The organism is Xylophilus sp. GOD-11R (assembly GCF_033546935.1).
GTDB lineage: Bacteria > Pseudomonadota > Gammaproteobacteria > Burkholderiales > Burkholderiaceae_C > Xylophilus.
Genome location: NZ_CP137854.1, coordinates 3633375 through 3658433, shown reverse-complemented (window position 1 = coordinate 3658433; position 25059 = coordinate 3633375). Strand labels below are relative to the sequence as shown.

The 25059-nt window shown below is 68.8% G+C and carries 24 protein-coding genes; 19 read left to right on the top strand and 5 right to left on the bottom strand.

Features of this window, described 5'->3' with window-relative positions; all coding sequences use genetic code 11:
• The first annotated feature begins 1 nt into the window (after position 1).
• The 5 genes from R9X41_RS16970 (at position 2) to R9X41_RS16950 (ending at position 5879) form a co-directional block, all read left to right on the top strand.
• A complete protein-coding gene (locus R9X41_RS16970; RefSeq protein ID WP_318631619.1) occupies positions 2-865 on the top strand; it encodes a polyprenyl synthetase family protein in 864 nt (287 codons plus the stop codon).
• Positions 866-942: 77 nt separating this feature from the next.
• Positions 943-2220 carry a glycosyltransferase gene (locus R9X41_RS16965; protein ID WP_318631618.1) on the top strand — a complete coding sequence of 426 codons (1278 nt, stop codon included), beginning with the start codon at positions 943-945 and terminating at the stop codon, positions 2218-2220.
• On the top strand, positions 2213-3439 hold the full coding sequence (gene crtY, locus R9X41_RS16960; RefSeq protein WP_318631617.1) for a lycopene beta-cyclase CrtY: 1227 nt from the start codon (positions 2213-2215) through the stop codon (positions 3437-3439). Before R9X41_RS16965 ends, crtY begins: the two co-directional genes overlap by 8 nt.
• Positions 3436-4935, top strand: coding sequence for a phytoene desaturase (locus R9X41_RS16955; protein ID WP_318631616.1), 1500 nt, complete (start codon positions 3436-3438; stop codon positions 4933-4935). Before crtY ends, R9X41_RS16955 begins: the two co-directional genes overlap by 4 nt.
• Positions 4932-5879, top strand: a complete 948-nt coding sequence (locus tag R9X41_RS16950) for a phytoene/squalene synthase family protein (RefSeq protein WP_318631615.1) — start codon at positions 4932-4934, stop codon at positions 5877-5879. Before R9X41_RS16955 ends, R9X41_RS16950 begins: the two co-directional genes overlap by 4 nt.
• Here R9X41_RS16950 and R9X41_RS16945 read toward each other — a convergent pair.
• The gene (locus R9X41_RS16945; protein WP_318631614.1) at positions 5876-6361 is read right to left on the bottom strand and encodes a sterol desaturase family protein; all 486 of its coding nucleotides are present in this window, start codon (positions 6359-6361) and stop codon (positions 5876-5878) included. The genes R9X41_RS16950 and R9X41_RS16945 overlap by 4 nt on opposite strands.
• A 268-nt stretch (positions 6362-6629) precedes the next feature.
• Here R9X41_RS16945 and R9X41_RS16940 point away from each other — a divergent pair, with 268 nt between their 5' ends.
• The 3 genes from R9X41_RS16940 to R9X41_RS16930 are packed head-to-tail and all read left to right on the top strand — an operon-like array spanning position 6630 to position 10634.
• Complete coding sequence (locus R9X41_RS16940; protein WP_412556711.1) at positions 6630-7376, top strand: gluconate 2-dehydrogenase subunit 3 family protein; 747 nt, start codon at positions 6630-6632, stop codon at positions 7374-7376.
• A 2-nt stretch (positions 7377-7378) separates the two neighbouring features.
• Positions 7379-9166: a GMC family oxidoreductase gene (locus R9X41_RS16935; RefSeq protein WP_318631612.1), complete on the top strand. Its 1788-nt coding sequence runs from the start codon at positions 7379-7381 to the stop codon at positions 9164-9166.
• A 13-nt stretch (positions 9167-9179) separates the two neighbouring features.
• On the top strand, positions 9180-10634 hold the full coding sequence (locus R9X41_RS16930) for a c-type cytochrome (RefSeq protein ID WP_318631611.1): 1455 nt from the start codon (positions 9180-9182) through the stop codon (positions 10632-10634).
• A 27-nt stretch (positions 10635-10661) separates the two neighbouring features.
• On the opposite strand, the gene R9X41_RS16925 is transcribed toward R9X41_RS16930, so the two are convergent.
• The gene (locus R9X41_RS16925) at positions 10662-11573 is read right to left on the bottom strand and encodes a LysR family transcriptional regulator (RefSeq protein ID WP_318631610.1); all 912 of its coding nucleotides are present in this window, start codon (positions 11571-11573) and stop codon (positions 10662-10664) included.
• Between the two features lie 98 nt (positions 11574-11671).
• Here R9X41_RS16925 and R9X41_RS16920 point away from each other — a divergent pair, with 98 nt between their 5' ends.
• The 4 genes from R9X41_RS16920 to R9X41_RS16905 all read left to right on the top strand — a co-directional run bounded on the left by R9X41_RS16920 (position 11672) and on the right by R9X41_RS16905 (position 15661).
• Positions 11672-12811, top strand: coding sequence for a TauD/TfdA family dioxygenase (locus R9X41_RS16920; protein ID WP_318631609.1), 1140 nt, complete (start codon positions 11672-11674; stop codon positions 12809-12811).
• Positions 12812-12880: 69 nt separating this feature from the next.
• Positions 12881-13840: a tripartite tricarboxylate transporter substrate binding protein gene (locus R9X41_RS16915; RefSeq protein ID WP_318631608.1), complete on the top strand. Its 960-nt coding sequence runs from the start codon at positions 12881-12883 to the stop codon at positions 13838-13840.
• Positions 13837-14712 (top strand): isocitrate lyase/PEP mutase family protein, encoded by an 876-nt coding sequence (locus tag R9X41_RS16910; protein WP_318631607.1) that lies wholly within the window; start codon positions 13837-13839, stop codon positions 14710-14712. The genes R9X41_RS16915 and R9X41_RS16910 overlap by 4 nt, the downstream gene beginning before the upstream one ends.
• A gap of 52 nt (positions 14713-14764) precedes the next feature.
• Positions 14765-15661: a LysR family transcriptional regulator gene (locus R9X41_RS16905; protein WP_318631606.1), complete on the top strand. Its 897-nt coding sequence runs from the start codon at positions 14765-14767 to the stop codon at positions 15659-15661.
• 46 nt (positions 15662-15707) lie between these two features.
• Here R9X41_RS16905 and R9X41_RS16900 read toward each other — a convergent pair whose 3' ends face one another.
• Both R9X41_RS16900 and R9X41_RS16895 read right to left on the bottom strand, forming a co-directional pair.
• Complete coding sequence (locus R9X41_RS16900) at positions 15708-16643, bottom strand: SdiA-regulated domain-containing protein (RefSeq protein ID WP_318631605.1); 936 nt, start codon at positions 16641-16643, stop codon at positions 15708-15710.
• A gap of 121 nt (positions 16644-16764) precedes the next feature.
• Positions 16765-17679 carry an aldo/keto reductase family oxidoreductase gene (locus R9X41_RS16895; RefSeq protein WP_318631604.1) on the bottom strand — a complete coding sequence of 305 codons (915 nt, stop codon included), beginning with the start codon at positions 17677-17679 and terminating at the stop codon, positions 16765-16767.
• Between the two features lie 97 nt (positions 17680-17776).
• On the opposite strand from R9X41_RS16895, the gene R9X41_RS16890 reads away from it, so the two are divergent.
• Complete coding sequence (locus tag R9X41_RS16890; protein ID WP_318631603.1) at positions 17777-18715, top strand: LysR family transcriptional regulator; 939 nt, start codon at positions 17777-17779, stop codon at positions 18713-18715.
• On the opposite strand, the gene R9X41_RS16885 is transcribed toward R9X41_RS16890, so the two are convergent.
• Positions 18678-19226, bottom strand: a complete 549-nt coding sequence (locus R9X41_RS16885) for a PEP-CTERM sorting domain-containing protein (RefSeq protein WP_318631602.1) — start codon at positions 19224-19226, stop codon at positions 18678-18680. The genes R9X41_RS16890 and R9X41_RS16885 overlap by 38 nt on opposite strands.
• A 388-nt stretch (positions 19227-19614) precedes the next feature.
• On the opposite strand from R9X41_RS16885, the gene panS reads away from it, so the two are divergent.
• From panS to R9X41_RS16855, 6 genes are all read left to right on the top strand, one after another.
• Positions 19615-20556 carry a ketopantoate/pantoate/pantothenate transporter PanS gene (gene panS / locus R9X41_RS16880; protein WP_318631601.1) on the top strand — a complete coding sequence of 314 codons (942 nt, stop codon included), beginning with the start codon at positions 19615-19617 and terminating at the stop codon, positions 20554-20556.
• Positions 20557-20645: 89 nt separating this feature from the next.
• On the top strand, positions 20646-20999 hold the full coding sequence (locus tag R9X41_RS16875; protein WP_318631600.1) for a DUF1428 domain-containing protein: 354 nt from the start codon (positions 20646-20648) through the stop codon (positions 20997-20999).
• A gap of 122 nt (positions 21000-21121) precedes the next feature.
• On the top strand, positions 21122-21421 hold the full coding sequence (locus R9X41_RS16870; RefSeq protein ID WP_318631599.1) for an H-NS histone family protein: 300 nt from the start codon (positions 21122-21124) through the stop codon (positions 21419-21421).
• 121 nt (positions 21422-21542) lie between these two features.
• A complete protein-coding gene (locus R9X41_RS16865; protein WP_318631598.1) occupies positions 21543-23207 on the top strand; it encodes an ABC transporter substrate-binding protein in 1665 nt (554 codons plus the stop codon).
• 8 nt (positions 23208-23215) lie between these two features.
• Positions 23216-24220: an ABC transporter permease gene (locus tag R9X41_RS16860; RefSeq protein WP_318631597.1), complete on the top strand. Its 1005-nt coding sequence runs from the start codon at positions 23216-23218 to the stop codon at positions 24218-24220.
• Positions 24217-25056 carry an ABC transporter permease gene (locus R9X41_RS16855; protein WP_318631596.1) on the top strand — a complete coding sequence of 280 codons (840 nt, stop codon included), beginning with the start codon at positions 24217-24219 and terminating at the stop codon, positions 25054-25056. Before R9X41_RS16860 ends, R9X41_RS16855 begins: the two co-directional genes overlap by 4 nt.
• Positions 25057-25059 lie beyond the last annotated feature (3 nt).

The following is a 25059-nucleotide window of genomic DNA, read 5'->3' as shown; positions in this document are numbered from 1 at the left end:
GATGCGTCTGGCGATTGACCACCGGCTCGCGACGCTGCTGCAGGACTGCCCGAACAGCGGCAACCGGGTGAGTGCCGCCATGCGCTACGGCGCGCTGGCGCCGGGCAAGCGCATCCGGCCGGTGATGCTGTTGCTGACGGCACGCTCGCTCGGCCTCGACAGCTCGCAGTTGCTCGACGCCGCCTGCGCACTCGAGATGGTGCATGCGGCATCGCTCTTTCTCGACGATCTGCCGTGCATGGACGACGCGGTGCTGCGTCGGGGCCAGCCCACGGTACACGTGGCGTTCGGCGAGGACGTGGCCCTGCTCGGCACCATCGCCCTGCTGAGCTGCGCAGTGCGCACCACGGCCACCCTGCCGGGCATCGACGCGGCGATTCGGGCCGATATGGTGGTGGCGTTGTCGAACGCCGTAGGTCTGCAGGGCCTGGTCACCGGCCAGTACCGCGACCTGCACGACAGCCAGGAGCCGATCTCGCCGTTGGCCGCCGAAGCCATCAACGACCAGAAGACCGGCGCGCTGTTCGCTGCCGCTTTCGAGCTCGCGGCCATCGCCGCCGGCGCCAGCCCGCGGGTGCGTGGCCATCTGCGCGAAGCCGCGACCGCGCTCGGTCGGGCCTTCCAGCTCGCAGACGATTTGCTCGACGTCGAATCCAGCGCGCTCGAAACCGGCAAGGACAGCGGCCAGGACGCCGGCAAGTCCACGCTGGTGGCACAGCTCGGCCCGGCGCGCGCGCGGCGGCAACTGGCCGCGCATGTGCAGGAAGCTCAACGGCAGATCGCGCTGGCGCTGCCGGCCGACACCGCTTTGGCCGAATTGACCCGCTGCATGTTCGCCGGGGCGCTGGTGTCGGCATCGACCTGACGCCGCGCGACCTCGACAATGCTCCGCCCCCCCTCCCGGACGGCCAGCGCGCGGCGATCGCCGCCATGACGGCGCCGGTGAAACCTTCCCTGCACTTCGCGTTCATCGCACCGCCGTTCACCAGTCATGTGCGTGCACTGGAGGCGCTGGCCGGCGGGCTGCTCGATCACGGCCACCGTGTGTCGTGGATCCACCAGACCGACGTCGGCGAGCTGCTGACCAACCGGCGCATCGCCTTTCATGCGGTCGGCCTCGCCGAGCGCCCGCGCGGCAGCCTGCGCGGCCTGGTGGAGCGTGCGGCCCGGCCGGGCGGGCCCTGGGGACTGCGCCGGGTGATCGCCGACGTGGCTTCGGGCACCGACCTGCTCTGCCGCGAGGCACCGGCGGTGTTGGAGGCGGCCGGGGTCGACGTCATCGTCGCCGACCAGATGGAAGCCGCCGGCGGACTGCTGGCCGAGGGCTTGCGACTGCCCTTCGTGTCGGTGGCCTGCGCGTTGCCGGTGAATCGCGAGGACCGCATTCCGCTGCCGGTGATGCCCTGGGGCTACGCGAGCGACGAACGCGGCCTGCGGCTCAACGAAGGCAGCAGCCGGGTCTACGACTGGCTGATGGAGCCGCATGCCCGTGTCATCCGCGCACAGGCCGCGCGCTTCGGGCTGGAAGGGCGGCAGAGCCTGGCGGATTGCCTGTCGCCGCTGCTGCAGATCAGCCAGACGACGACCGGATTCGACTTTTCCCGCCCAGCCGCGCCCGCGCACTTTCATGCGGTCGGCCCGTTGCGCGCCGCCCGCGCGGCCGAGGTGCCGCTGGCCTTGTCGCTCGATGCCGCGCGGCCCTTCGTTTTTGCCTCGCTCGGCACCTTGCAGGGCGGCCGCTTCGGGCTGTTCCGCCGCATCGCCCATGCCTGCCGGGCCGAGGAGTTGCAATTGCTCATCGCCCATTGCGACCGGCTCGCACCGCCGCAAGCCGACGCCTTGCTGCGCCACGGCGCCACCGCGGTGACCGGCTTCGCGCCACAGCGCGCGGCGCTGGCGCGCGCCGACCTGGTCGTCACCCATGCCGGGCTGAACACCGCCATGGACGCGCTCGAGGCCGGCACGCCGCAGCTGGCCCTGCCGATCGCGTTCGACCAGCCCGGCGTCGCCGCTCGGCTGGTGCATGCCGGCACCGGCCTGCGCCTGTTGCCGCCGCTGGCCGGCGAAAAAGCTCTGCGCCGCGCCATGCGCCGCCTGCTCGACGAACCCGCCTTCGCCACCCGCAGCGCTGCGCTGGGACGCGAGATCGCGCAGGCCGGCGGCGTGGCCCGGGCCGTCGGCCTCATCGAATCGGCCTTGAAAGTTTCTCCCCATGACTGAACGCTGGTTCTCCGGCAACACCGACTGCGACCTGCTGCTGGTCGGCGGCGGCCTGGCCAACGGCCTGATCGCGCTGCGGCTGCGCCAGACGCATCCGCGGCTGCGCGTGCTGCTGCTGGAGAGTGGCGACACCCTGGGCGGCAATCACACCTGGTGCTTTCATGCGCATGACCTGGACGCCTCGCAGCGCGAATGGATGGCGCCGCTGGTGGTGCACCGCTGGAGCGGGCACGAGGTGATATTTCCCAGCCTGCGCCGGCGGCTGGAGGGCGAATACGCATGCGTCACCGCCGCACGCTTCGATGCAGTGCTGCGCGAGCGACTGGGCGCCTCGGTGCGGCTGCGGAGCGCGGCAGTGCAGGTGATGCCACGCGAGGTGCGGCTCTACGACGGCACCACGCTCACCGCCGGCGCGGTCATCGACAGCCGGGGCGGCCGCTCCTCGCGCCACCTGGCGCTGCGCTTCCAGAAATTCCTCGGCCAGGAGATCCGGCTGCGGGCGCCGCACGGCCTGACCGAGCCGGTGCTGATGGACGCCACGGTCGCGCAGATCGACGGCTACCGCTTCGTCTACGTGCTGCCCCTGAGCGCCGACACCCTGCTGGTGGAAGACACGGTGTATGCCGATGGCTCCGACCTATCGCGTGACCTGCTGCGCTGCCACATCGCCGATTACCTGGCCGCGCACGGTTGGGAGCCCGAAACGCTGCTGCGCGAGGAGGAGGGCGTGCTGCCGCTGGCGCTCGACGGCGCGCCCGACGCTTTCTGGCGCGAGGCGCGCGGCGTGGTGCACGCGGGCCTGTCGGCGGCGCTGTTCCATCCGACCACCGGCTACTCGCTGCCGCAGGCGGTGCGCCTGGCCGACGTGCTGGCCGCCCAGCCGCCACGGGTGCTGGGCGATGCCGATGCGCTGCATGCCGTCGTCTGCCAGCACGCCCTCGACCATTGGCGCGACACCGCCTTCTTCCGTCTGCTCAACCGCATGCTGTTCCTGGCCGCCGCGCCGGACCAGCGGCGGCGGGTGATGGAGCGTTTCTACCGCCTGCCCGCCGGCCTGGTGTCGCGCTTCTACGCCGGGCGGCTGCGCCTGGCCGACAAGCTGCGGCTGGTCAGTGGCCGGCCACCGGTGCCGCTCGCCGCAGCTCTGCGCGCGGCTTGGAACCCGGTGCCACCGGCCGACCTTCCCTCCCGGGACACCCGTCTTTCGCGAATGAAATGAAAAGCAGCAGCCTTCCCTCCCCATCCACCGCCGCCGTCATCGGCTCGGGCTTCGGCGGCCTCGCGCTCGCCATGCGCCTGCAGGCCGCCGGCGTGCAGACCACCGTGTTCGAGTCGCGCGACAAGCCCGGCGGCCGGGCCTACGTGTGGCACGACCAGGGCTTCACCTTCGACGCCGGCCCCACTGTCATCACCGACCCGACTGCGCTGGAAGAAGTCTTCGCGCTCTCCGGCCGCCGCCTGGCCGACTACGTCGAGCTGCTGCCGGTGCAACCCTTCTACCGGCTCTGCTGGGAAGACGGCACGCATTTCGACTACGCCAACGACCAGGCCGCCATCGACGAACAGATCGCTGCAATGAACGTGGCCGACGTCGAGGGCTACCGCCGTTTTCTGGCGTATTCGCGGGCGGTGTTCGACGAGGGGTACCTCAAGCTCGGAACCGTGCCATTTCTGCACATACGCGACATGGTGGCCGCCGGCCCCGCGCTGGCGCGGCTGCAGGCCTGGCGCAGCGTGTACGACCGCGTGGCGTCCTTCATCCAGAACGACAAGCTGCGCCAGGTCTTCTCCTTCCACTCGCTGCTGGTGGGTGGCAATCCGTTCGAGACGAGTTCGATCTACGCGCTCATCCACGCGCTCGAGCGCGAATGGGGCGTGTGGTTTCCGCGCGGTGGCACCAGCGCGCTGGTGCAGGGCATGGTGCGCTGCTTCCAGGACATGGGCGGCGAGCTGCGGCTGTCCGCGCCGGTGCAGCGCATCGAGGTCGAGGGTGCCCGGGCCACCGGCGTCACGGTCGCAGGCCGCTTCCATGCCTTCGACCAGGTGGCCTCCAACGCCGACGTGGTGCACACCTACGACCGCCTGCTCGGCCACACGCCGCGCGGCGCGGCCAACAGCCGGCGGCTGCAGCGCAAGCGCTTCAGCATGTCGCTCTTCGTGCTGCACTTCGGCCTGTCGGCGCCGCAGCCGCAGCTGCGCCACCACACCGTCTGTTTCGGCCGCCGTTACCGGGAGCTCATCCAGGACATCTTCCACGGCCACGAGATTCCGGACGACTTCTCGCTCTACCTGCATGCGCCCTGCGTCACCGATCCGTCGCTCGCCCCGCCCGGCTGCTCCAGCCATTACGTGCTGGCGCCGGTGCCGCACCTGGGCAACGCGCCGGTCGACTGGACAGTGGAAGGACCACGGCTGCAGGACCGCATCCTCGACTACCTCGAGGCCCACTACATGCCCGGGTTGCGCGCTTCGCTCGTCACCAGCCGGCGCTTCACCCCGGCCGATTTCAAGGACGAACTCGGCGCCCACCTGGGCTCGGCCTTCTCGTTGGAACCGGTGCTCACCCAGAGCGCCTGGTTCCGTCCGCACAACCGCGACGCGGAGATCTCCAACCTCTACATCGTCGGCGCCGGCACCCATCCCGGCGCGGGCGTGCCCGGCGTGGTCGGCTCGGCCAAGGCGACTGCGGGGCTGATGCTGGAAGGCCTGGCATGAGCGAGCCGAGCGGTTTCGACAACTCGGTCATCGACCACGGCACGGCTGCCATCACCCAGGGCTCGCACAGCTTCGCCGCTGCCGCGAAGCTCTTCGACCCGGCGGTGCGCGAAAGCGCGGTCATGCTCTATGCCTGGTGCCGCCATTGCGACGACGTGATCGACGGCCAGTCCCTGGGCTACACCCGCAGCCGTGGCACCTGGCAGCCGGGCCAGAGCGCACTGGCCGGCCTGCGCGTGGCCACGCGACGGGCCAGCGAAGGCGATGCCGGCGACGACCCGGTCTTCGCCGGCATCGGCGAAGTGGTGCGCCGCTGCGGCCTGCCGCCGCACTACCTCGACCAGCATCTCGACGGCTTCGCGATGGACGTCGAAGGCCGCCGCTACCGCACGCTCGCCGACACGCTGACCTATTGCTGGCACGTGGCCGGTGTGGTGGGCGTGATGATGTGCCACGTGATGGGCAGCCGCGCTCCGGCCACGCTCGACCGCGCCTGCGACCTCGGCATCGCCTTCCAGCTCACCAACATCGCCCGCGACATCGTGGAAGACGCCGGTGTCGACCGCATCTACCTGCCCGCCGACTGGCTGGCCGCCGAGGGCCTGCCGACGGACGCCTCTCTGGCAGCGCCCGAGCACCGCGCGGCCCTGGCGCGGGTGGCCCGCCGGTTGGTCGAGGCCGCCGAGCCGTATTACGCGTCGGCCTACGACGGCCTGGGCGATCTGCCTTGGCGATCGGCCTGGTCGATCGCCACCGCGCGCGGTGTGTACCGCGCCATCGGCCGCAAGGTGCTCGCGCGCGGGCCGGCGGCCTGGGACTCGCGTGCCGGCACCAATCGCCTGGAGAAGCTCGGCTGGGTGGTGCTGGCCGCGCTGCAGGCGACGGCATCGCGCTGGCGCCGGCCGAGGCCACGCGATGCGGCCTTGTTCCGCCGGCCGGTCTAGTTCGGCGTCCTGGTCCGGCCGCGCTCCTGCAGTTGCCGCCGCAGCGCGTGCGGCGAGGGCGCCCACAAAAAGCCGAACGACACGCAGCCCTCCCGTTCGTGCACCGCGTGGTGCAGCCGATGCGCCTGGTAGAGCCGCTTGGCATAACCCGAGCGTGGCACCCAGCGCCACGGCCAGCGCTGGTGCACCAGACCGTCGTGGACGATGAAGTACAGCGCGCCGTAGAGCGTCATGCCCGCGCCGATCCATTGCAACGGCCAGTGGCCGGAGGTGCCGGCGGCGATCAGCACGATGGCGACGCCGGCGAAGACGATGGCATAGAGATCGTTCTTCTCGAAGATGCCGGTGGGCGCCTCGTGGTGCGAGCGGTGCCAGCCCCAGCCCCAGCCATGCATCACCCAGCGGTGCGCGGCCCAGGCGAAGATTTCCATGCCGACGACCGTCGATAAGGTGATGCCGGCGTTGGCGAGGTAGGGGTGCATGGGATGAAGCCAGGGTGAAGCCGCCATGCTAGCGAACGCGCCGGTGGCGCAGGTGTCGGCGTATTGCAAAGGGCGGCGATCGGCCCGGTCGCGATCATTGCAATGCACGCAATGCTGACTTGCGCTGTGCCGGCTTTCACGCCCGCAAGACAGTGGCTAGAGTCCGGCCGGGCTTCCCGCGCCGAGAAACCCCCGAGCCACCCCAAAAATTTTTCGCGCCTAGGATAGCGCTATCCCAATAACAAGAAACACCACGATGGACGAAAAGATAAGCAACCCCGATCGCCGGTCCTTCTTCAGAAGGTCCATTCCGCTCGTACCCGCCACGCTGATCGGCGCCAGCGGTGCCGCCGTGCTGGCCGACCAGGCCGCGAGCGCCTTCCTGCCCGCCACGCCCGGCCCGGCGGTCGACATCCGCGCCGAGAACGCGACGACATACTCGCCGACCTTCTTCAACGCGGACGAATACCGCTTTCTGCAGGCCGCCGTCGCCCGGCTGATCCCGGCCGACGACCGTGGCCCCGGCGCACTGGAAGCCGGCGTGCCCGAATTCATCGACCGCCAGATGCAGACCGCCTACGGCAGCGGCGCGCTCTGGTACATGCAGGGCCCCTTCATGACCGACCTGCCGCGCGAAATGGGCTACCAGCTCAAGCTGCCGCCGCGCGACATCTACCGCCTGGGCATCGCGGCGGCCGACCGGTGGTGTGCCGGCAAGCTCGGCAAGCGTTTCGCCGAGCTCGCTGCCGCCGAGCAGGACCAGGCCCTGACCGCGCTGGAAAAAGGCGCCGAGGGCTTCGACGCCATGCCCTCGGGCACCTTTTTCTCGATGCTGCTGACCAACACCCGCGAGGGCTTCTTCAGCGACCCGCTGCACGGCGGCAACAAGGACATGGTGGGCTGGAAGCTCATCGGTTTTCCCGGCGCCCGCGCCGATTTCATGGACTGGATCGAGCGCGACGAGAAGTACCCGCTGCCACCTGTTTCCATCCACGGCGTGCGCGCGAAGGTTTGACCATGGCCAGAACCCTACCCAAGACCGACGTGGTCGTGATCGGCTTCGGCTGGACCGGCGCGATCCTCTCCAAGGAACTCACCGAGGCGGGCATGAACGTGGTCGCGCTCGAGCGTGGCCCGGCCCGTGACACCGACCCCGACGGCGTCTATCCACAGACCATGGACGAGCTCACCTTCAACGCCCGCAAGAAGCTCTTCGTGGACGTGTCGAAAGAGACCGTCACCATCCGCCACGACGTCAACGGCGTGGCCGCGCCCAACCGCCAGCTCGCCGCGTTTCTGCCGGGCACCGGCGTGGGCGGCGCCGGCCTGCACTGGTCGGGCGTGCATTTCCGGGTCGACCCGGTGGAGCTGCGGCTGCGCAGCCACTACGAGGAACGCTACGGCAAGCGCTTCATTCCGGACGGCATGACGATCCAGGACTTCGGCGTGAGCTACGACGAACTGGAGCCGCACTTCGACTTCGCCGAGAAGGTGTTCGGCACCTCCGGCACCGCGTGGACGGTGAAGGGGCAGAACGTCGGCAAGGGCCGGGGCGGCAATGTGTTCGCGCCCGATCGGTCGGACCACTTTCCGCTGGCCGCGCAGAAGAATTCGGTGTCGGCATCGCTGTTCTCGCAGGCTGCCGAGTCGGTGGGCTACCACCCCTACAACATGCCTTCGGCCAACACCTCGGGGCCCTACACCAACCCCTACGGTGCGCAGATGGGGCCGTGCAACTTCTGCGGTTTCTGCAGCGGATATGCCTGCTACATGTATTCCAAGGCATCACCCAACGTGAACATCCTGCCGGCGCTCAGGCTCGACCCGCGCTTCGAGCTGCGCACGCAGTGCCAGGCCACCCGCATCGAGCTCGCGGCCGACGGCAAGACGGCCACCGGCGTGACCTATGTCGACGCCTCGGGCCAGGAGGTGTTCCAGCCCGCCGACATCGTGGCGCTCTGCATGTTCCAGTTCAACAACGTGCGCATGCTGCTGCTTTCGGGCATCGGCAAGCCTTACGACCCGGTGCAGAACACGGGCGTGGTCGGCAAGAACTTCGCCTACCAGAACATGGCCACGCTGAAGGTCTTCTTCGGCAAGGACCAGCACTACACCAACACCTTCATGGGCGCGGGCGGCAACGGCATCGCGCTGGACGACTTCAACGCCGACAACTTCGACCACGGCCCGCACGGCTTCGTCGGCGGCTCGCCGTTCTGGGTCAACCAGGCCGGCACCAAGCCGATCTCGGCCTCGGTCACCCCACCCGGCACGCCCGGCTGGGGCAGTCGATGGAAAGCGGCCACCGCCGACTACTACGCCCACCACGTCTCCATGGACGCCCACGGCGCGCACCAGTCCTACCGGGCCAACTACCTGAGCCTGGACCCGACCTACCGCGACGCCCACGGCCAGCCGCTGCTGCGCATGACCTTCGACTGGCAGCCCAACGACATCAGGATGAACCTCTTCATGCAGGAGAAGCTCGGCGCCGTCGCCAAGGCCATGGGCGGCCAGACGGTCGGCTTCTACGGCAAGAAGGAAGGCTCGCGTTTCGACACCACCAGCTACCAGACCACCCACCTCAACGGCGGCGCGGTGATGGGCACCGACCCGGCCACCAGCGCGGTCAACCGCTACCAGCAGAGCTGGGACGTGCACAACGTGTTCTCGCTGGGCGCTTCGTCCTTCCCGCAGGGCCTGGGCTACAACCCGACCGGCCTGGTGGCGGCGCTGGCCTACTGGACCAGCCGCGCCATCCGCGAGCAATACCTCAAGCGCCCCGGCGCGCTGGTCAGGGTGTGAGGGGCGCACGACGATGAAATTCCACGCTCTTTTCACCACCGCATCCAGCCGTGCACGGCCACTCGCCCTGGCCTTGCTGGCCGTGGCGCTGGCCACGCCGCTGGTGCTGTCGTGGGCCGCACCGACGGCGACCGCCGTGCAGCGCCCGAACGGCCCGCCCGCCACGGTCACCGCTGCACCGCATCTGCCCCTGCCCGATATCCAGGCCAACACCGGCACCGACAGCGTGCAGCGTGGCGCCTACCTGGCGCGCGCCGGCGACTGCGTGGCCTGCCACACCGCGCCCGGCGGCAAGCCCTTCGCGGGCGGCCTGCCCATGGCCACGCCGATCGGCACGCTGTTCACCTCCAACATCACGCCGGACCCCAAGACCGGCATCGGCGGCTACAGCTTCGAAGACTTCGACCAGGCCGTGCGCCACGGCTACGCCAAGGGCAAGGGCAGCCTGTTGCCCGCCATGCCGTATCCGTCGTACGCACGGGTGAGCGAGCAGGACATGCGCGACCTCTACGCCTACTTCACCAAGGGCGTGCAGCCGGTGGAACAGGAGCCGCCGGCCAACACCATTGCCTGGCCGCTGTCGATGCGCTGGCCGCTGGGCATCTGGCGCCGGGTGTTCGCACCCGATCCGGTCGAGGTGCAGGCTTCGGCCGAAGCCGCCGCGCCGACGGCGCAGGGCGTGTTGCGCGGTGCCTATCTGGTCGAGGGCCTGGGCCACTGCGGCACCTGCCACACGCCGCGCAGTTCGCTGACCATGCAGGAGAAGGCGCTCACCGCGTCCGACCCGCTGTTCCTGGCCGGCGGCGGCGTGCTCGAAGGCTGGCAGGCCAAGAACCTGCGCGGCGACCAGGACGGCCTGGGCCGCTGGAGCGAGCAGGACATCGTCGACCTGCTCAAGACCGGCCGCAACCGCGACACGGCGGTGTTCGGTGGCATGGCCGACGTGGTGCAGCACAGCACGCAGTACCTGAGCGCGTCGGACCTGCAATCGATCGCGGTCTACCTCAAGACCCTGCCGGCCGCACAGAGCACCGCAACCGTTTGGCGCGACGACCCGAGCACCGCCGACGCGCTGTGGAAGGGCGACGACCGCGCGCCAGGATCTGCGCTGTTCCTGGACAACTGCGCCGCCTGCCACCGCTCCGACGGCAAGGGCTACGGCGAGGTGTTTCCGGCGCTGGCGGGCAACAGCGCGGTGCTGACCCAGGATCCGCACAACCTCGTCGCGATGATCCTGCACGGCGGCCGCACGCCGGCCACCGGCTCGCGGCCTTCGGGCATCGCCATGCCGTCCTTCGGCTGGCGCCTGTCCAACGATCAGGTGGCCGACCTGGCGAACTTCGTGCGATCGGGCTGGGGCAACGCGGCACCGGCCGTCACCGCCAGCCAGGTACACAAGATCCGCGAAAGCACCGTCGAGGCGCATGCCGACGCCCGGGCGCAGGCACTGCCCCAGAAAAAGCCCTGAGGCCGACCGGCGCTCGGCGGGCCGGCCTCAATCGCCGGCCGCCCGGTGCCCCGGCCGCGCGGTGTCGCCGCCATCGAGCAGGGCGGTGCGCATCGCGTCGACCACCGCTTCGAGCGCGCGGCTGCCGGCATCGGTCTTGCGCATCACCAGCGAGAACTGCACCACCGGCGCGCCGCGCCCCAGCCGCAGGGTGCGCACCGGGTAGCTCTTGAGCAGGCCCGGGTCGGAGATCTGCAGCACCGAAATGCCGAGCCCGGCGCTCACCATGGCGACGATGGCGGCGGCGCTGTCGAACTCCAGGCTGCCGCGCGTTTCGTGGATCTGCGCATGCACGTACTGCGCGGCCAGCGCGCCGGTGATGGTGGCGCGGTCGTAGCGGATCCAGTCGTACTTGCGAAACAGCGCGGCCGCCGACGCCTCGCGCGCACTGGCCGGCGCCACCAGCAGCAGTTCGCGCCGGAACATCGGCGCCCAGTGCAACCGGGCCGAGCCGCCCTTGCCGGGCTCGGCCACCAGGGCCGCGTCGAGCTCGCCGCTCTTGACCTGCGCGGTCAGCCCGGAACTCCGCCCGCGCACCGGCCGCAGCTCCAGCAGCGGATGGCGCTCGCGCAGCAATCGCATGGTGTGCGGCAGCACCACCGGCTGCATCGACTCGATCACGCCCAGGCGCACCGCGCCTTCCACCGCCACGCCGCTGCGTTTGCGCAGCGCCTCCAGGCCCTGCAGCGGACCGTGCATCAGCGCGCCCAGTTCGCGGGCCAGCGCGGTGGGCCTCACTTGCAGGCCGGAGCGGTCGAACAGCGGCTGGCCGAGGTAGAGCTCCAACTGCTTCATCTGCATGCTCACCGCGCTCGGCGTGACATTGCATTCGACCGCCGCGGCGGCGAAAGAGCCGTTGCGCAGCACCGCCGCGAGCGTGGCGAAGGCTTCGATCTTCATCAAGAATCCTTATGTAGAACGTGAAGTACCGTCGCTATTCTGAAAGAGCCGTCCTGCCTAGACTGGCGTTCATACAAAGGATTCGGACAGGAGACAAGATGAACGCAGTGGCAAACACCGCCGGCCCGCAGGCCTGGACAGCGCAGCAAGTAGCGCAGGACCACGGCTGGATCCAGCGGCTATCGGCAGAAGAAGTGCAGGGTTTCCGCGACGCACTCGTGCATGCACGCGGCACCGGCAAGACCCTGCTGCAACTGGAGCAGGCCGACTTTCCCCTGCCGACGGCCTCGCGCCTGGCGCTGGAACGGGCGATAGCCACCACCCAGGGCCGTTGGGGCATGTGCCTGGTCAAGGGCTTTCCCATCGACGACTGGACCGAGGAAGAAACCCGCCTGGCCTACTGGGGCATGGGCCTCTACATGGGCGTGGGCCGCACCCAGAACCGCGCCAGCCAGTGCATCAACGACGTGCGTGACGAAGGCGCCGACTACAAGGTCAAGGGCGGTCGCGGCTACAACACCAACGCCGGCCTGGACTTCCACCAGGACTCCTGCGACGTGGTCGCGCTGCTCTGCCGTCGCACCGCCAGGACCGGCGGCATGAGCAAGGTGATCAGCTCCATCGCCCTGCGCGACCGGGTGCAGGCGCTGCGGCCCGACCTGATTCCGGTGCTGCAGCAGCCCTGGTTCCACAGCTACCAGAGCACGCAGGACCCGAGCCAGCCGCCGTTCTACCGTTGCCCCATCTTCGGCGACGACCCGGCCCATTTCTGCGCCCGCACCAACCGCAAGAACACCGTCGCCGCGCAGCGCGACTTTGCCGAGGTGCCGCGCCTCACCTCGCTGCAGGAACAGGCGCTCGACCTGCTCGACCAGCTCATGCCAAGCGACGAGCTCTGCTACTCCATGGAGCTCGAACGCGGCGACCTGCAGCTGCTCAACAACTACGTCACCCTGCATTCGCGCACGCCCTTCGAGGACTTCGAACAGCCCGACCTCAAGCGCCACCTGCTGCGCCTGTGGCTGTCGGTGCCGAACTCGCAACCGTTGCCGCCGCAATGGCAGGAGTACTACGGCGACGTGCGTGCCGGCGCGGTGCGCGGCGGTGTGCGTGGCAGTTCCATCTCCCAGGAATTTCTCGACTACGAACGCCGCCAGGCCGCGGTGCTGGGCATGGCGATCAGGCCCTGGGCGCCGGTGGTGCGCAAGGAAGAAATGGCCGAGCTGCTGACCGCCTGATCCCCCGCGCCGGCCGCGGCCGGGCCCGCCCCGCATGAACACCAGAAAAACGATGAAAGAGAGACAAGCATGCAACGACGCGAACTTCTCGCCCTGCTGGCGGCCTCGGCCGCCGGCGCGCCGCTGAGCCAGGCCCAGGCGCAACCCCAGGTGGTACGGGTGCTGGTGGGCGCCACGCCCGGCGGCGGCACCGACCTGGTCGCCCGTTCGCTCGCGCAGGAGATGACACGCACCCTCGGCCGGCAGGTCATCGTCGACAACCGGCCCGGTGCCGCCGGCAACATCGCCGCGCAGGCCATCGCCAGTGCCCAGCCCGATGGCGGCAACCTGCTGCTGAGCTATACCAGCCACGCCATCAACGCATCGCTCTACACCAACCTGCCTTTCGATCCGGTGAAGGACTTCACGCCCATCTTCGGCGTGGCCAGCGCTCCGGCCATCCTGGTCACCCACCCGGACCTGCCGGCCAAGAACATCCGCGAACTGATCGCCCTGGCCAAGTCCAAGCCGGCCAAGCTCAACATCGCCATCGCCGGCATCGGCAGCGCCAACCACCTGGCCGGCGAGATGCTCAAGCGCAACGCCGGCATCGACATCGTGAGCGTGCCCTACAAGGGCACCGGCCCGGCGCTGGCCGACGTGATGGCCGGGCAGATCGACCTGGTGTTCTCGGGCGTGGCCGCGGCGCAGGAACTGATCAAGGGAGGCAAGCTCAAGGCGCTGGGCGTGAGCTCGGGCAAACGCCTGCCGGCCTACCCGGACGTGCCGGCCATCGCCGAGGTGCTGCCGGGCTTCGAATACAGCGCCTGGTACGGCCTGTTCGGCCCGGCGAAGATGCCCGCGCCGCTGGTCGAGCAATACGCCCGCGCCGCCCGCGAGGCGCTCGATTCGCCCACGGTGCGCCAGCGCCTGGCCTCCGAAAGCCTGGTGCCCATGGGGCTGCCACCGGCCGAATTCGACAAGTTCGTGCGCAGCGAGATCGTGCGCTGGGGCAAGGTCGTCGCCGAGACCGGAGCCAAACCCGAATGAGCGCATCGCCCACCACGCCGACCCTGCGCGAACGCCTTCGCAGCCCCGAGCCGGTGCTCGCGCCCGGCGTCTACGACGCGCTCACCGCGCTCATCGCCGAGCAGGCCGGCTTCGAGGCGGTCTACCTCTCCGGCGGCGCGGTCGCCTATACCCAGTTCGGCCGTTCCGACGTCGGGCTGACCACGGCCAAGGAAGCCGCCGACACCCTGGCCCGCATCACCGACCGGGTGCGGCTGCCGGTCATCGTCGATGCCGACACCGGCTTCGGCAACGCGCTCAACACCCAGCGCACGGTGCGCGATTTCGAGCGTGCCGGCGCCGCCATGATCCAGCTGGAAGACCAGACCTTTCCCAAGCGCTGCGGCCACCTCGACAACAAGGCCGTGGTGCCCGCCGCCGAGATGTGCGGCAAGCTGCGCGCCGCGCTCGACGCCCGGCATTGCGCCGACACGCTGATCCTGGCGCGCACCGACGCGCTGGCCATCGAAGGCCTGGCCGCGGCCATGGACCGGGCCGAGGCCTACCTGGCCTGCGGGGTGGACGCGATCTTCATCGAGGCGGTGCGCACCACCGACGACATGGACGCCGTCTGCGGCCGCTTCGCGCACCGGGTGCCGCTGCTGGCCAACATGATCGAAGGCGGCAAGACGCCGGTGCAGTCGAGCGACGAGCTCGGCCGGCGGGGCTTTCGCATCGTCATCTACCCCGGTGGCACCGCGCGTTTCGCGGCGCGGCAACTGCAGCGCTACTACGCCAGCGTCAAGGCACACGGCGGCACGCGCGAGATGCAGGCCGAGATGTTCGACTTCGACGGCCTCAACGCGCTGATCGGCACGCCCGAGCTGCTGGCGCGGGGCAAGGGCTACGAGTAGGGCGACGACGGGAGGCCGGCATACTCGCCGGAGTCCTTCCGTCGTCCGGCCCATGCACCAGCGAATCGATCTCAACAGCCTGTCTTCCTTCATGGTCGTCGCCCGCGAGCGCAGCTTTACCCGCGCGGCGGCACAGCTGGGGGTGACCCAATCGGCGCTCAGCCACAGCATGCGCACGCTCGAGGAGCGCATGGGCGTGCGCCTGCTGGCGCGCACCACGCGGGGCGCATCGCCCACGGAGGCCGGCGAGCGGCTGCTCTCGCGCCTGTCGCCGCACTACGCCGGTATCGCCGCCGAGCTGACCGCCATCGGCGAGCTGCGCGACCGTCCCTCCGGCACGATCCGCATCACCACCGCCGACCACGCGGCCACCACCATCCTCTGGCCCAAGCTGTCGAAGCTCCTGCCGCTCTACCCGGACATCCAGATCGAGATCAACATCGGCTACGGCCTCGTCGACATCGTGGCCGAGCGTTTCGACGCCGGCGTGCGCATCGGCGACCAGATCGCCCGCGACATGATCGCGGTGCGCATCTCGCCGGACTTCCGCATGACCGTGGCCGCGTCGCCGGCGTATTTCGAGCGTTATCCGCGCCCGGTCACGCCGCAGGATCTCACTGGCCACAACTGCGGCAACCTGCGGCTCACCACGCAGGGCGGGCTCTACGCCTGGGAGTTCCAGCGCGAGGGCAAGGCGCTGGCGGTGCAGGTGCCGGGGCAGGTCATCTTCAACAGCTCGGCCCGGCTGGTGACGGCCGCGCTCGAAGGCCATGTGCTGACCTACGCGCCGGAAGACGCGATCCAGCCGCACGTGGAGGCCGGCCGGCTGGTGCGGGTGCTCGACGAGTGGTGTCCCACCTTTCCCGGCTACCACCTCTACTACCCGAGCCGGCGCCAGGCCCTGCCGGCCTTCGCGCTGGTGGTGGAGGCGCTGCGCCTGCGCGACTGAGGTCGCGGGCGCTGCCGGCGAAGCGGCGCCAGGCCGCCGCGTGCGCTCAGAGCACCGGCGTGTCGCGCTTGAGCCGGTAGAACAGGTTGGGCTCGCTCACCATGAAGATGGTGCCCTGGTCGTCCACCGCCACGCCTTCGGCCTGCGGCACCGGCAACTGGCCGAAGGATGCCGGCAACTCGTTCGTGCTGATCGGGCTGCCGTCCTCGTCTATTTCCACCAGCATGCGCGACTCGTCGCTGAGCAGCAGCAGGCTGCGGTTGACCGGGTCGAACTCGATGCTCGCCAGGTCGGTCACGAAGGGCATGGCCGCCACCCATTCGGGCATGTCCATCGGGGTAGCCCGCGCCCGCGCCGAGTGTTGGAAATGCGGCACCTTCAGGATGCCGCGCGGCGCGCGTTCCTTGGTGATGTAGAGCGTGTCGTTGGCCTGGTCGTAAGCCAGCCCCTCGGGGCCGTCGTTGCCGCTGTCGGGCATGTCGAGTTGCACGCTGCGCTCGGCAGTCATCGGGCCGACGTGGCCAGCCGTGGGCAGCCTGAAGATGCGCACCATGCGCTGGCCTTCCAGCAGCACCGCGACCCTGTCGTCGCCCAGGTAGGCGATGCCTTCGGCGTCGCCGGTGTCGGCCAGCACGTGCCGGCTGCGCACCGCGCCCTCGGTCGACAGAATCAGCAGCGACGCGGGCCGGTTCACCGTGGCGAGCAGGCGGTTGTCGTCGCTGTCCCAGGCCAGGCCCGAGAGGTTGCGATCCACGCCTTCGATCCGGCGGTTCTCGATGTCGAAGCGGTACTCCGGCAGCCACAGCGTGGACTCGCCCGCCCACTTGCCGCTGTCGTTCCAGTCCGCGCCGATACGGTCGCCCCGCCACCAGCGACCGGCCTGGTTGTCCAGGTGGTAGTAGCGGATGGCGATGAAGCCGAGCCAGGCGGCCAGGGCGAGCGCACCGCCGACGATGGCGAGCTTGCGGAGGTGGAGCTTCAAGAGACGCGTAGCCGCGACAAAACGGGCCAGGGTTGGGGAAAACCCGGAATTCTAGGCCGCACGCTTGACCAGTCCATGACACCGCCGCCGCCGAATGGACGGCCGTCGCCCATGGCGTCGATCAGGCGTGGTCGGCAGGCATTGCGACGACGCCCGACGCGGCGATCGCGTCCAGCCGCGCCACGCTGTCGGCGTCCAGCGCCAGCGACGCTGCCGCCAGGTTCTCGCGCAGGTGGCCGACCGAAGACGTGCCCGGAATCAGCAGCAGGTTGGGCGAGCGCTGCAGCAGCCAGGCCAGCGCCACCTGCATCGGCGTGGCGCCGAGCTGTCGGGCGACATCCGACAACGCGTCGGACTGCAGCGGGCTGAATCCGCCCAGCGGAAAGAAGGGCACGTAGGCGATGCCTTCTGCCGCCAGCCGGTCGACCAGGGCGCCGTCGGCCTGCTGTGCCAGGTTGAACATGTTCTGCACGCACACAATTTCGCAGAGGCGCCTGCCGTTCTCCACCTGGCGGGCGGTGACGTTGCTCAGCCCGATGTGGCGGATCAAGCCACGCTGCTGCAGCTCGGCCAGCGCGGTCAGTTCGGCTTCGAGCGAACCTTCGGCGGGTCCGTGCAGGCCGTGCATGCTGCGCAGGTTGACCACATCCAGCACGTCCAGACCCAGGTTGCGCAGGTTGTCGTGCACCGCCTGCGTCAGCTGCGCGGGCGACAACGCCGGCTGCCACGAGGCGTCGGCTCCGCGCATCGCGCCGACCTTGGTGACGATGGTCAGCCCCTCGCGATAAGGGTGGAGCGCCTCGCGGATCAGCTGGTTGGTGATGTGCGGACCGTAGAAGTCGCTGGTGTCGATATGGTTCACGCCCGATTCGACCGCCTCGCGCAGCACGGCCAGCGCGCCGGCGCGGTCCTGGGGCGGGCCGAAGACGCCGGGGCCGGCCAGCTGCATGGCGCCATAGCCGAGGCGGCCGACGGTAAAGCTGCCCAGGGCGTACGTGCCGGCGCGGGAGGTGGTGTGGGTGTTGGTGGATGGCATGTTCAACTTCCTTCGAGGATGAGAAGTCGACTCTAGGCAGGCATGGCCTGCTTGATAATCCGGTGCAATTCAAACAGGCTGTACGGCGAGGCGAACAATGGCGGCGGAACTAGGCGACCTTGCCGCCTTTGTGGCGGTAGCCCGCGCAGGCGGATTCCGCGAAGCGGCACGGCTGGCGGGCGGCAGCGCATCCAGTCTGAGCGAGGCCCTGCGCCGGCTGGAGGCCGGCATGGGCGTGCGGCTGCTCAACCGCAGCACCCGCAGCGTCGCGCCCACCGAAGCCGGTGCGCGGCTGCTCGACCGGCTCGGGCCCGCGCTGGCAGAGATCCACGCGGCGCTCGACGTGGTCAACGGTTTCCGCGACCGGCCGGCCGGCACGCTGCGCTTGAACGTGCCGGTGAGCGCGGCGCGGCTGGTATTGCCGGCCATCGTGCCGGCTTTCCTGGAGGCCTATCCGGACATCCTGCTGGAGGTGATCGCCGAAGACAGCTTCGTCGACATGTTGGCTGCCGGCTGCGATGCCGGCATTCGCTATGAAGAACGGCTGGAGCAGGACATGGTGGCGATCCCCATCGGCCCGCGCCAGCAGCGCTTCGCGGTGGCCGCGTCGCCCGGCTACCTGCGTCGCCGCGGCACACCCGACCATCCCCGCGACCTGCTCGACCACGCCTGCCTGCGCGGCAAGTTCGCCAGCGGCACGGTTTATCCGTGGGAGTTCGAGCGCGACGGCGAGCGCTTCAAGGTCGACGTGAGCGGGCCGCTCATCGTGCGTGTCGGTGTGGCCACCGACCTCGCCGTGGATGCCGCGCTGGCCGGCACCGGCGTCATCTACCTGTTCGAGGACTGGCTGCGGCCGCATCTGGACAGCGGCGCGCTGCAGCCGGTGTTGCAGCCGTGGTGGTTGCGGTTCAGTGGGCCGTTTCTTTATTACCCCAGTCGGCGCCAGTTGCCGGCGCCGCTGCGGGCATTTGTGGATTTCGTGCAGAGCCGTGGAGCTCTCACGCTTGGTCGAGTTGCTGCGGAGCCGGGAATTTGAATTTGAGATGTTCCTTTTTCTTTTGCCGCCGGGCGATGAATCCGGTCATCGCCAAGCCCGCCATCAACAGCGCATAGGTTTCCGGTTCGGGTACGGCCGCGATGGCGGAAGTGGTGAAATTCAGGAGCGATAGTGTTGCTGTACCAGCAGCTGGCTTTTCGATCATAAAACTAAGCACCCCGCTGTATGGCGAGTTGAATGTGTAGCGTGTAACGGAGTTAGTCGAGAGGGCGACAAAATTCGGCCCAATAATAGCTGTGAAGTTTGTTGGACTATCTGACGTTGCATATTCGAAGGAATGAAGGTTGTATACACTAATTCCTCCGAATGCCTTATAACCAGTGTGAATGGCGCCATCGTCTTCCTGGTCGGCAACCGCTGTCATGGTCACGAAGTTGCCTGTCGCACTGCCAGTGCCCTCTGCGATTTTAAAATAGGACAGGTCAACGGTGGCGGCATGTGCGTAAGCCGATCCGAGCATGAGGAGAGATAATAGAAGTGGTTTGGTCATATAGGAATGAAGGTGAGCAAATCCGGCGAGTTCGCCGGATGCTTGATAATTTAAACCCAAGCAATATATGTGGATGCTCACATTGCATGAAACCCTGAATGTAAAAAGTAATTCAATGTTTCTCGTTTGAGGCCGGTGATAAATATAGGGATTTGACAAGCTGAAAGTCGTACTGACCTTGGTGCTAAAGAGCGATGGCCATCACGTTGCTCCGTATGAATCTGTCGGAACGGCAGCCCGCGACAGACGAGGGGAATTTCGCGCAAGCCGGCGCCCGCATCGCCCGCCGAGAGCCTCGTGGACAATTTGCAGCCTGGCCACTCCAGCCTTACTTCACCCATCCCTTGATCTCGCACCCGCCCCTCCGGCCCGTGCCACCTCTCCCGCCATGTCCCTGCTCACCCGCCTGTTCCCGCTCTGGGCCGCCTGCGTCGCCGTCGTCGCCTACCTGCTGCCTGCCACCTTCACCCCGCTGTTGCCCCTGGTCACCTGGCTGCTGATGCTGGTGATGTTCGGCATGGGCGCCACGCTCACCTTTTCCGACTTCCGGCGCGTCATGCTGCAGCCCGGCCCGGTGATCGCCGGCGTGGCGATCCACTATCTGGTGATGCCGCTGGCGGCCTTCCTGCTGGCGCGCCTGTTCGGCATGCCGCCGGAGCTCACCGCCGGCATGATCCTGGTGGGAAGCGTCGCCAGCGGCACCGCGTCGACGCTCATGGTGTATCTGTCGCGCGGCGACGTGGCGCTGTCGGTCACCATCGGCGCCATGTCCACGCTGGTCGGCGTGGTGGCCACGCCGCTGCTTACCCGGCTCTATGTGAACGCCTCGATTGCGGTCGACGTGGTCGGCCTGCTGGTGAGCATTCTCAAGATCGTGATCGTGCCGGTGGCGCTCGGCCTGCTGCTCAACCAGTTCGCCGGCCGCACCATGCGCGCGGCCGAGAAGGCGCTGCCCTTGGTCTCGATCTTCTCGATCCTGGCGATCATCGCGGCGGTGGTCGCGGGCAGCCACGCCAGCATCGCCAAGGTGGGGCCGATGCTGCTGGTGGCGGTGGTGCTGCACAACGGCCTGGGCCTGCTCGGCGGTTACTGGGGCGGCCGCCTGCTGAAGTTCGACGAATCGGTCTGCCGCACGCTGGCGCTGGAAGTGGGCATGCAGAACTCGGGCCTGGCCGCCGCACTTGGCGCGCTGTATTTTTCGCCGCTGGCGGCGCTGCCGGGCGCGGTGTTCTCGGTGTGGCACAACATCTCGGGCTCGCTTCTGGCAGGCCACTGGTCGCGCAAGCCGGTGGCCGGCCGCACACCCGAATCGGCCGCGCCGGTGCACTGACCGCATTCCCGGAAGGGGTGCAGGTTTTTACGATGCCGGCGGCCCGCCTCCGGCAGCATCGACGGCCTTCCCCCCAACAGGAGCGAGACATGAAGTACGTCGATGGATTCGTGGTGGCGGTGCCGGTGGCCCACAAGCAGAAGTACCTGGAGGTGGCCGCCCGGGCCGCGCAGGTCTTCAAGGACCACGGCGCCATGCGGGTGGTGGAGTGCTGGGGCGACGACGTGCCCGACGGCAAGCTCACCGACTTCCGGGGCGCGGTGAAGGCCGTGGAGGGCGAGATCGTGGTCTTCTCCTGGATCGAATATCCCTCGCGCGAAGTGCGCGACCGGGTCGGCGAAGCAGCCATGAAAGACCCGCGCATGGCCGGCATGCAGACCGACATGCCCTTCGACGGCAAACGCATGATCTTCGGCGGCTTCGTGCCCCTGCTCGACAGCTGAACCAGCGGTTCGCCGGATCCGCGAAAATGGCGGGCTTCGGTGCATTTCGCCGCCGGAGCCGATCTTTGCACCGACGCCCGTGCCTGCACCGGGCGTCGCCCATTTTTGAGACAGGACATCACATGAGCAGCTACCAGGAACTTCTGGCGCGCCAGAAAGCACTCGAGGAACAGATCGAGGCGGCACACGGCCGCGAACGCGAGACTGCGATCGAGGAAGTGCGGCGCATCGCCGCCGATTTCGGCCTGGGCGAGCTGGAGCTCTTCGGCCGCAGCATCAGCCGCGGCGGCGTGAGCGAGACCGCCGGCCGCCCGCTGCTGGCCAAGTACAAGGACCCCGAGACCGCCAAGACCTGGACTGGCCGGGGCAAGCCGCCGAGCTGGATCGCGGGCAAGGATCGCGAGCCTTTCCTGATCCGCTGAGCGGGGTCCGCCGGCCTTCCGACCGTCATCCGGAAAACACATAACCTGCGCCGAATTCGGCGCATGCGGATCGCATCGCAACTGCTGCAATACAGGCAGGCCCAACCTCCTGTATCGCTCCATGACCGCTCGTGTTTCCCGCTCGTTCTTTCCTGTCCATGCCGCCCGCCGACGGCTCGTCGCAAGCCTCGGCGTGGCGTCCGTCGCCGCCGCGCTGTTGCTGGCCGGCACCGGCGCCAGCCAGGCCGCCGATGCTCCGCGCAACGGTGGCGACGTCACCTTCCTGATCGACTCGCTGGGCAACACCTGGATTCCCAACAACAGCGCCATCTCCAGCTTCCAGGGCCACATCTGGGGCCACGTCACCGACAAGCTCGTCTATGTGGATGAAAACGGCAAGGCCAGCCCCTGGATCGCCGAGCGCTGGGAGCAGAACGCCAATGCCACGCAGTTCACGCTGCACCTGAAGAAGGGTGTGACCTTCTCCGACGGCAGCCCGCTCGACGCCGCCGCGGTGGTGGCCAACCTCGACATCTGGCATGCCGGCCGCAAGAGCGAGGGCATCAACCCGATCGGCCTGTTTCCCAAGACCTACGAGCGTGCCGAGGCCGTCGACGCCACCACGGTGAAGGTGTTCTTCAAGGCGCCGACGCTGGGCTTCATTCCCACGCTGGGCTATCACGGCTCGATCCTCATCTCGCCCAAGACCATCGCGCTGCCGGCCGCACAGCAGGCCGACCTGGGCAAGACCGCCGGCAGCGGCCCCTACGTGGTGGAGTCGTGGAAGGAGGGCGGCTACGTGAAGCTGGTCAAGCGCAAGGACTACCAGTGGGGGCCGGCGGCGGTCGGCCACACCGGCCCGGCTTATCTCGACTCGATCACCTACAAGCTGGTGGCCGAACCCACGCTGCGCGTGTCGGCGGTGCGCTCGGGCCAGGCCGACATTGCCTACAGCCCGTCGCCGCAAGAGCTGAAATCGCTCAAGAACGCGGGCTTCGGTGTTTCCACGCCGCGCTACCTGGGCTTCGTGAACGGGCTCGCCATCAACACCAAGGTCGCGCCCTTCGACGACCTGCGGGTGCGCCAGGCGCTGCAGGCCGGCATCAATCGGCAGGAAATCGTCGACACCGTCTACACGCCCGACTGGAAGCTCGCCACCTCCTTCATCCAGAGCAACGTGCCGGGCGCGGCCGACTACAGCCGGCTGCTCGCGTACGACCCGGCCCGTGCCGAGAAGCTGCTCGACGACGCCGGCTGGGTGAAAGGCCCGAAAGGCCAGCGCGTCCGGGACGGCCAGCCGCTGACGCTGGTGCTCAACTCCAACCCCTACCTCGCCACCTCCAAGGCCATCGACGAACTGCTGGCCCAGCAGCTCGGCAAGATCGGCTGGAAGGTGGTGATCCGCGCCTACGACGTGCCGACCTACGGCGAGAAGGTGCGCATCGGCGGCGCGGCGGTGCCGGCCTACGAGGTCACCCGCAGCTTCATCGACGCGGGCACGGTCGCCGGCATCCTGACCGATGCCAACAACGGCGAGAACTGGTTCGCGCTGGGCGAAAGCGACAAGAAGATCAACGAGCTGCGCGACCGCATCGCCGGCGCCGGTACCGCCGAGGCACGCCGCCCGCTGCTCGACGAACTGCAGCGCTACGTGCTGGAGCAGGGCTACTTCATTCCCCGCACCCAGATCGTGCAGCGCATCTACGTGCAGTCGCCCAGGCTCAAGGGCGAAAGGTACAACGGCGTGGCCTACGCCAGCTACTACACCGCCACCAAGAGCAAGTGAGCGCCGCCATGAGCCGTGTGCCCAGCGCCTACCTGCACTACGCCGCCAAGCGTCTGCTGCAGGCGGTCGTGGTGATCCTGCTGACCTACGTCTTCACCTTCGTCGTGGTGAGCGTGCTGCCGGGCGACCCGGTGACCAACGTGCTGCGCGATCCGCAGAACGGTTTCGGCGAGCAGGAGATCCAGGAGATTGTCGCCAGCCAGGGGCTGGACCAGCCGATCCCGGTGCAGCTGTGGAACTCGCTCACCCGCTTCGCCGCCGGCGACCTGGGCATGTCGATGCGCTCCAGCCGGCCGGTGTCCACGCTCATCGCCGAGGTGTTGCCCTCGACCCTGGTGCTGGCGTCGACCGCGCTGGCGGTAGCCCTGGTGCTGGCGCTGCTCATCGCCTATGGCACGCGTTTTCTGCCGGAGCGTTTCGGCCAGGGGCTGCTGCGCGGTGCGCCGTCGTTGTTTCTGTCGGTGCCCAATTTCGTCATCGGCCTGGTGCTGATCCACACCTTCGGCTTCCAGCTCGGCCTGTTCCGCGTGATCGAGCCGGAGAGCTTCTGGGCGACGGTCTTCGCCGCCTTCGCGCTCGGCATTCCGGTGTCGGCGCAGATCGCCGAAGTGCTGATCGTCAACCTCGACAACGAGGCGCGCCAGGAATACGCCACCGTGGCGCGCGGCCGGGGTCTGGGGCAGGCGCGGCTGTTCTTCCGTCACCTGCTCAAGCCCTCGTCGCTGCCGGTGGTGACCGTGATCGCGCTCACCGTCGGCGAACTGCTCGGCGGCTCGCTGATCACCGAGACGGTGTTCGGCCGCACCGGCGTCGGTAGCCTGGTGCAGCGCTCGGTCAGCACGCAGGACCTGCCGGTGCTGCAGGCGGTGGTGTCGCTGGCGGCGGTGGTCTTCGTGCTGGTGAACTTGCTGGCCGACCTGGTCTACCCGCTGCTCGACCCGCGTGTGAAGCTGCTCGGCGCCCGCCGACCGCGCGAGGCCCGACCCGTCAACCCACCGGAGGCCACCGCATGAGTGCCGTTCTCGACTCGCCGGCGTCCGAGCCGCCGGTCGGCATCGCGCCGCGCCTGCCGCTGGCGGTGGCGCTCGCCTTCGCCGTCATCGTGCTGGTGGTCGCCTGGGCGATCGCGCCGGGGCTGTTCGCCAGCCACGACCCGGCCATCGGCGTGCCGGCCGACAAGCTGCTGCCGCCGGGCGCCGCGCACTGGTTCGGCACCGACCATCTCGGCCGCGACCTCTACACGCGGGTGGTGCACGGCACCGGGTCGTCGGTGGCGAGCGCACTGATCGCGGTGGCGATCGGGGTTTTCGCCGGCGGCTTCATCGGCCTGCTGTCGGGCTTTCTCGGCGGCTGGGTCGACGTGGTCTTCGCCCGCCTCGTCGACGTGTTGCTGGCCATTCCCCATTTGCTGCTGGCGGTGATCGTGGTCACCGCGCTCGGCTTCGACACCACCAACGCGGCGGTGGCGACCGGCGTGTCGGCGGTGGCGGTGTTCGCCAGGGTGATGCGCGCCGAGGTCATCAAGACCCGGCAGGCGACCTTTATCGAGGCCTCGTTCCTGCTGGGCGGCTCGCGCTGGCACATCCTGCTGCGCCATGTGCTGCCCAACGCCTCGCGCTCGGTGCTGTCTCTGGCGGTGCTGCAGTTCGGGCTGTCGATCCTGGTGATCGCGAGCCTGGCTTTTCTCGGTTACGGCGACCCGCCGCCGGCCTCCGACTGGGGCCTGCTGATCGCCATCGGCAAGGACTACCTGGAATGGCCCTGGCTGGTGTATGCGCCGGCCTTCACCATCATCGCCACGGTGCTCTCCATGAACCGCATCAGCCGCTGGCTGCGCCAACCCGCATGAAAT

What these genes read in the sequence shown, in the direction of transcription:
- R9X41_RS16875 (WP_318631600.1), top strand. Translation starts at nt 20,646, where the DNA reads ATGAAGTACGTCGATGGATTCGTGGTGGCGGTGCCGGTGGCCCACAAG.
- crtY (WP_318631617.1), top strand. Translation starts at nt 2,213, where the DNA reads ATGACTGAACGCTGGTTCTCCGGCAACACCGACTGCGACCTGCTGCTG.
- R9X41_RS16915 (WP_318631608.1), top strand. Translation starts at nt 12,881, where the DNA reads ATGCAACGACGCGAACTTCTCGCCCTGCTGGCGGCCTCGGCCGCCGGC.
- R9X41_RS16935 (WP_318631612.1), top strand. Translation starts at nt 7,379, where the DNA reads ATGGCCAGAACCCTACCCAAGACCGACGTGGTCGTGATCGGCTTCGGC.
- R9X41_RS16905 (WP_318631606.1), top strand. Translation starts at nt 14,765, where the DNA reads ATGCACCAGCGAATCGATCTCAACAGCCTGTCTTCCTTCATGGTCGTC.
- R9X41_RS16945 (WP_318631614.1), bottom strand. Translation starts at nt 6,361, where the DNA reads ATGCACCCCTACCTCGCCAACGCCGGCATCACCTTATCGACGGTCGTC.
- R9X41_RS16955 (WP_318631616.1), top strand. Translation starts at nt 3,436, where the DNA reads ATGAAAAGCAGCAGCCTTCCCTCCCCATCCACCGCCGCCGTCATCGGC.
- R9X41_RS16895 (WP_318631604.1), bottom strand. Translation starts at nt 17,679, where the DNA reads ATGCCATCCACCAACACCCACACCACCTCCCGCGCCGGCACGTACGCC.
- R9X41_RS16920 (WP_318631609.1), top strand. Translation starts at nt 11,672, where the DNA reads ATGAACGCAGTGGCAAACACCGCCGGCCCGCAGGCCTGGACAGCGCAG.
- R9X41_RS16870 (WP_318631599.1), top strand. Translation starts at nt 21,122, where the DNA reads ATGAGCAGCTACCAGGAACTTCTGGCGCGCCAGAAAGCACTCGAGGAA.
- R9X41_RS16890 (WP_318631603.1), top strand. Translation starts at nt 17,777, where the DNA reads ATGGCGGCGGAACTAGGCGACCTTGCCGCCTTTGTGGCGGTAGCCCGC.
- R9X41_RS16970 (WP_318631619.1), top strand. Translation starts at nt 2, where the DNA reads ATGCGTCTGGCGATTGACCACCGGCTCGCGACGCTGCTGCAGGACTGC.
- R9X41_RS16950 (WP_318631615.1), top strand. Translation starts at nt 4,932, where the DNA reads ATGAGCGAGCCGAGCGGTTTCGACAACTCGGTCATCGACCACGGCACG.
- R9X41_RS16865 (WP_318631598.1), top strand. Translation starts at nt 21,543, where the DNA reads ATGACCGCTCGTGTTTCCCGCTCGTTCTTTCCTGTCCATGCCGCCCGC.
- R9X41_RS16925 (WP_318631610.1), bottom strand. Translation starts at nt 11,573, where the DNA reads ATGAAGATCGAAGCCTTCGCCACGCTCGCGGCGGTGCTGCGCAACGGC.
- R9X41_RS16855 (WP_318631596.1), top strand. Translation starts at nt 24,217, where the DNA reads ATGAGTGCCGTTCTCGACTCGCCGGCGTCCGAGCCGCCGGTCGGCATC.
- R9X41_RS16930 (WP_318631611.1), top strand. Translation starts at nt 9,180, where the DNA reads ATGAAATTCCACGCTCTTTTCACCACCGCATCCAGCCGTGCACGGCCA.
- R9X41_RS16910 (WP_318631607.1), top strand. Translation starts at nt 13,837, where the DNA reads ATGAGCGCATCGCCCACCACGCCGACCCTGCGCGAACGCCTTCGCAGC.
- R9X41_RS16885 (WP_318631602.1), bottom strand. Translation starts at nt 19,226, where the DNA reads ATGACCAAACCACTTCTATTATCTCTCCTCATGCTCGGATCGGCTTAC.
- panS (WP_318631601.1), top strand. Translation starts at nt 19,615, where the DNA reads ATGTCCCTGCTCACCCGCCTGTTCCCGCTCTGGGCCGCCTGCGTCGCC.
- R9X41_RS16860 (WP_318631597.1), top strand. Translation starts at nt 23,216, where the DNA reads ATGAGCCGTGTGCCCAGCGCCTACCTGCACTACGCCGCCAAGCGTCTG.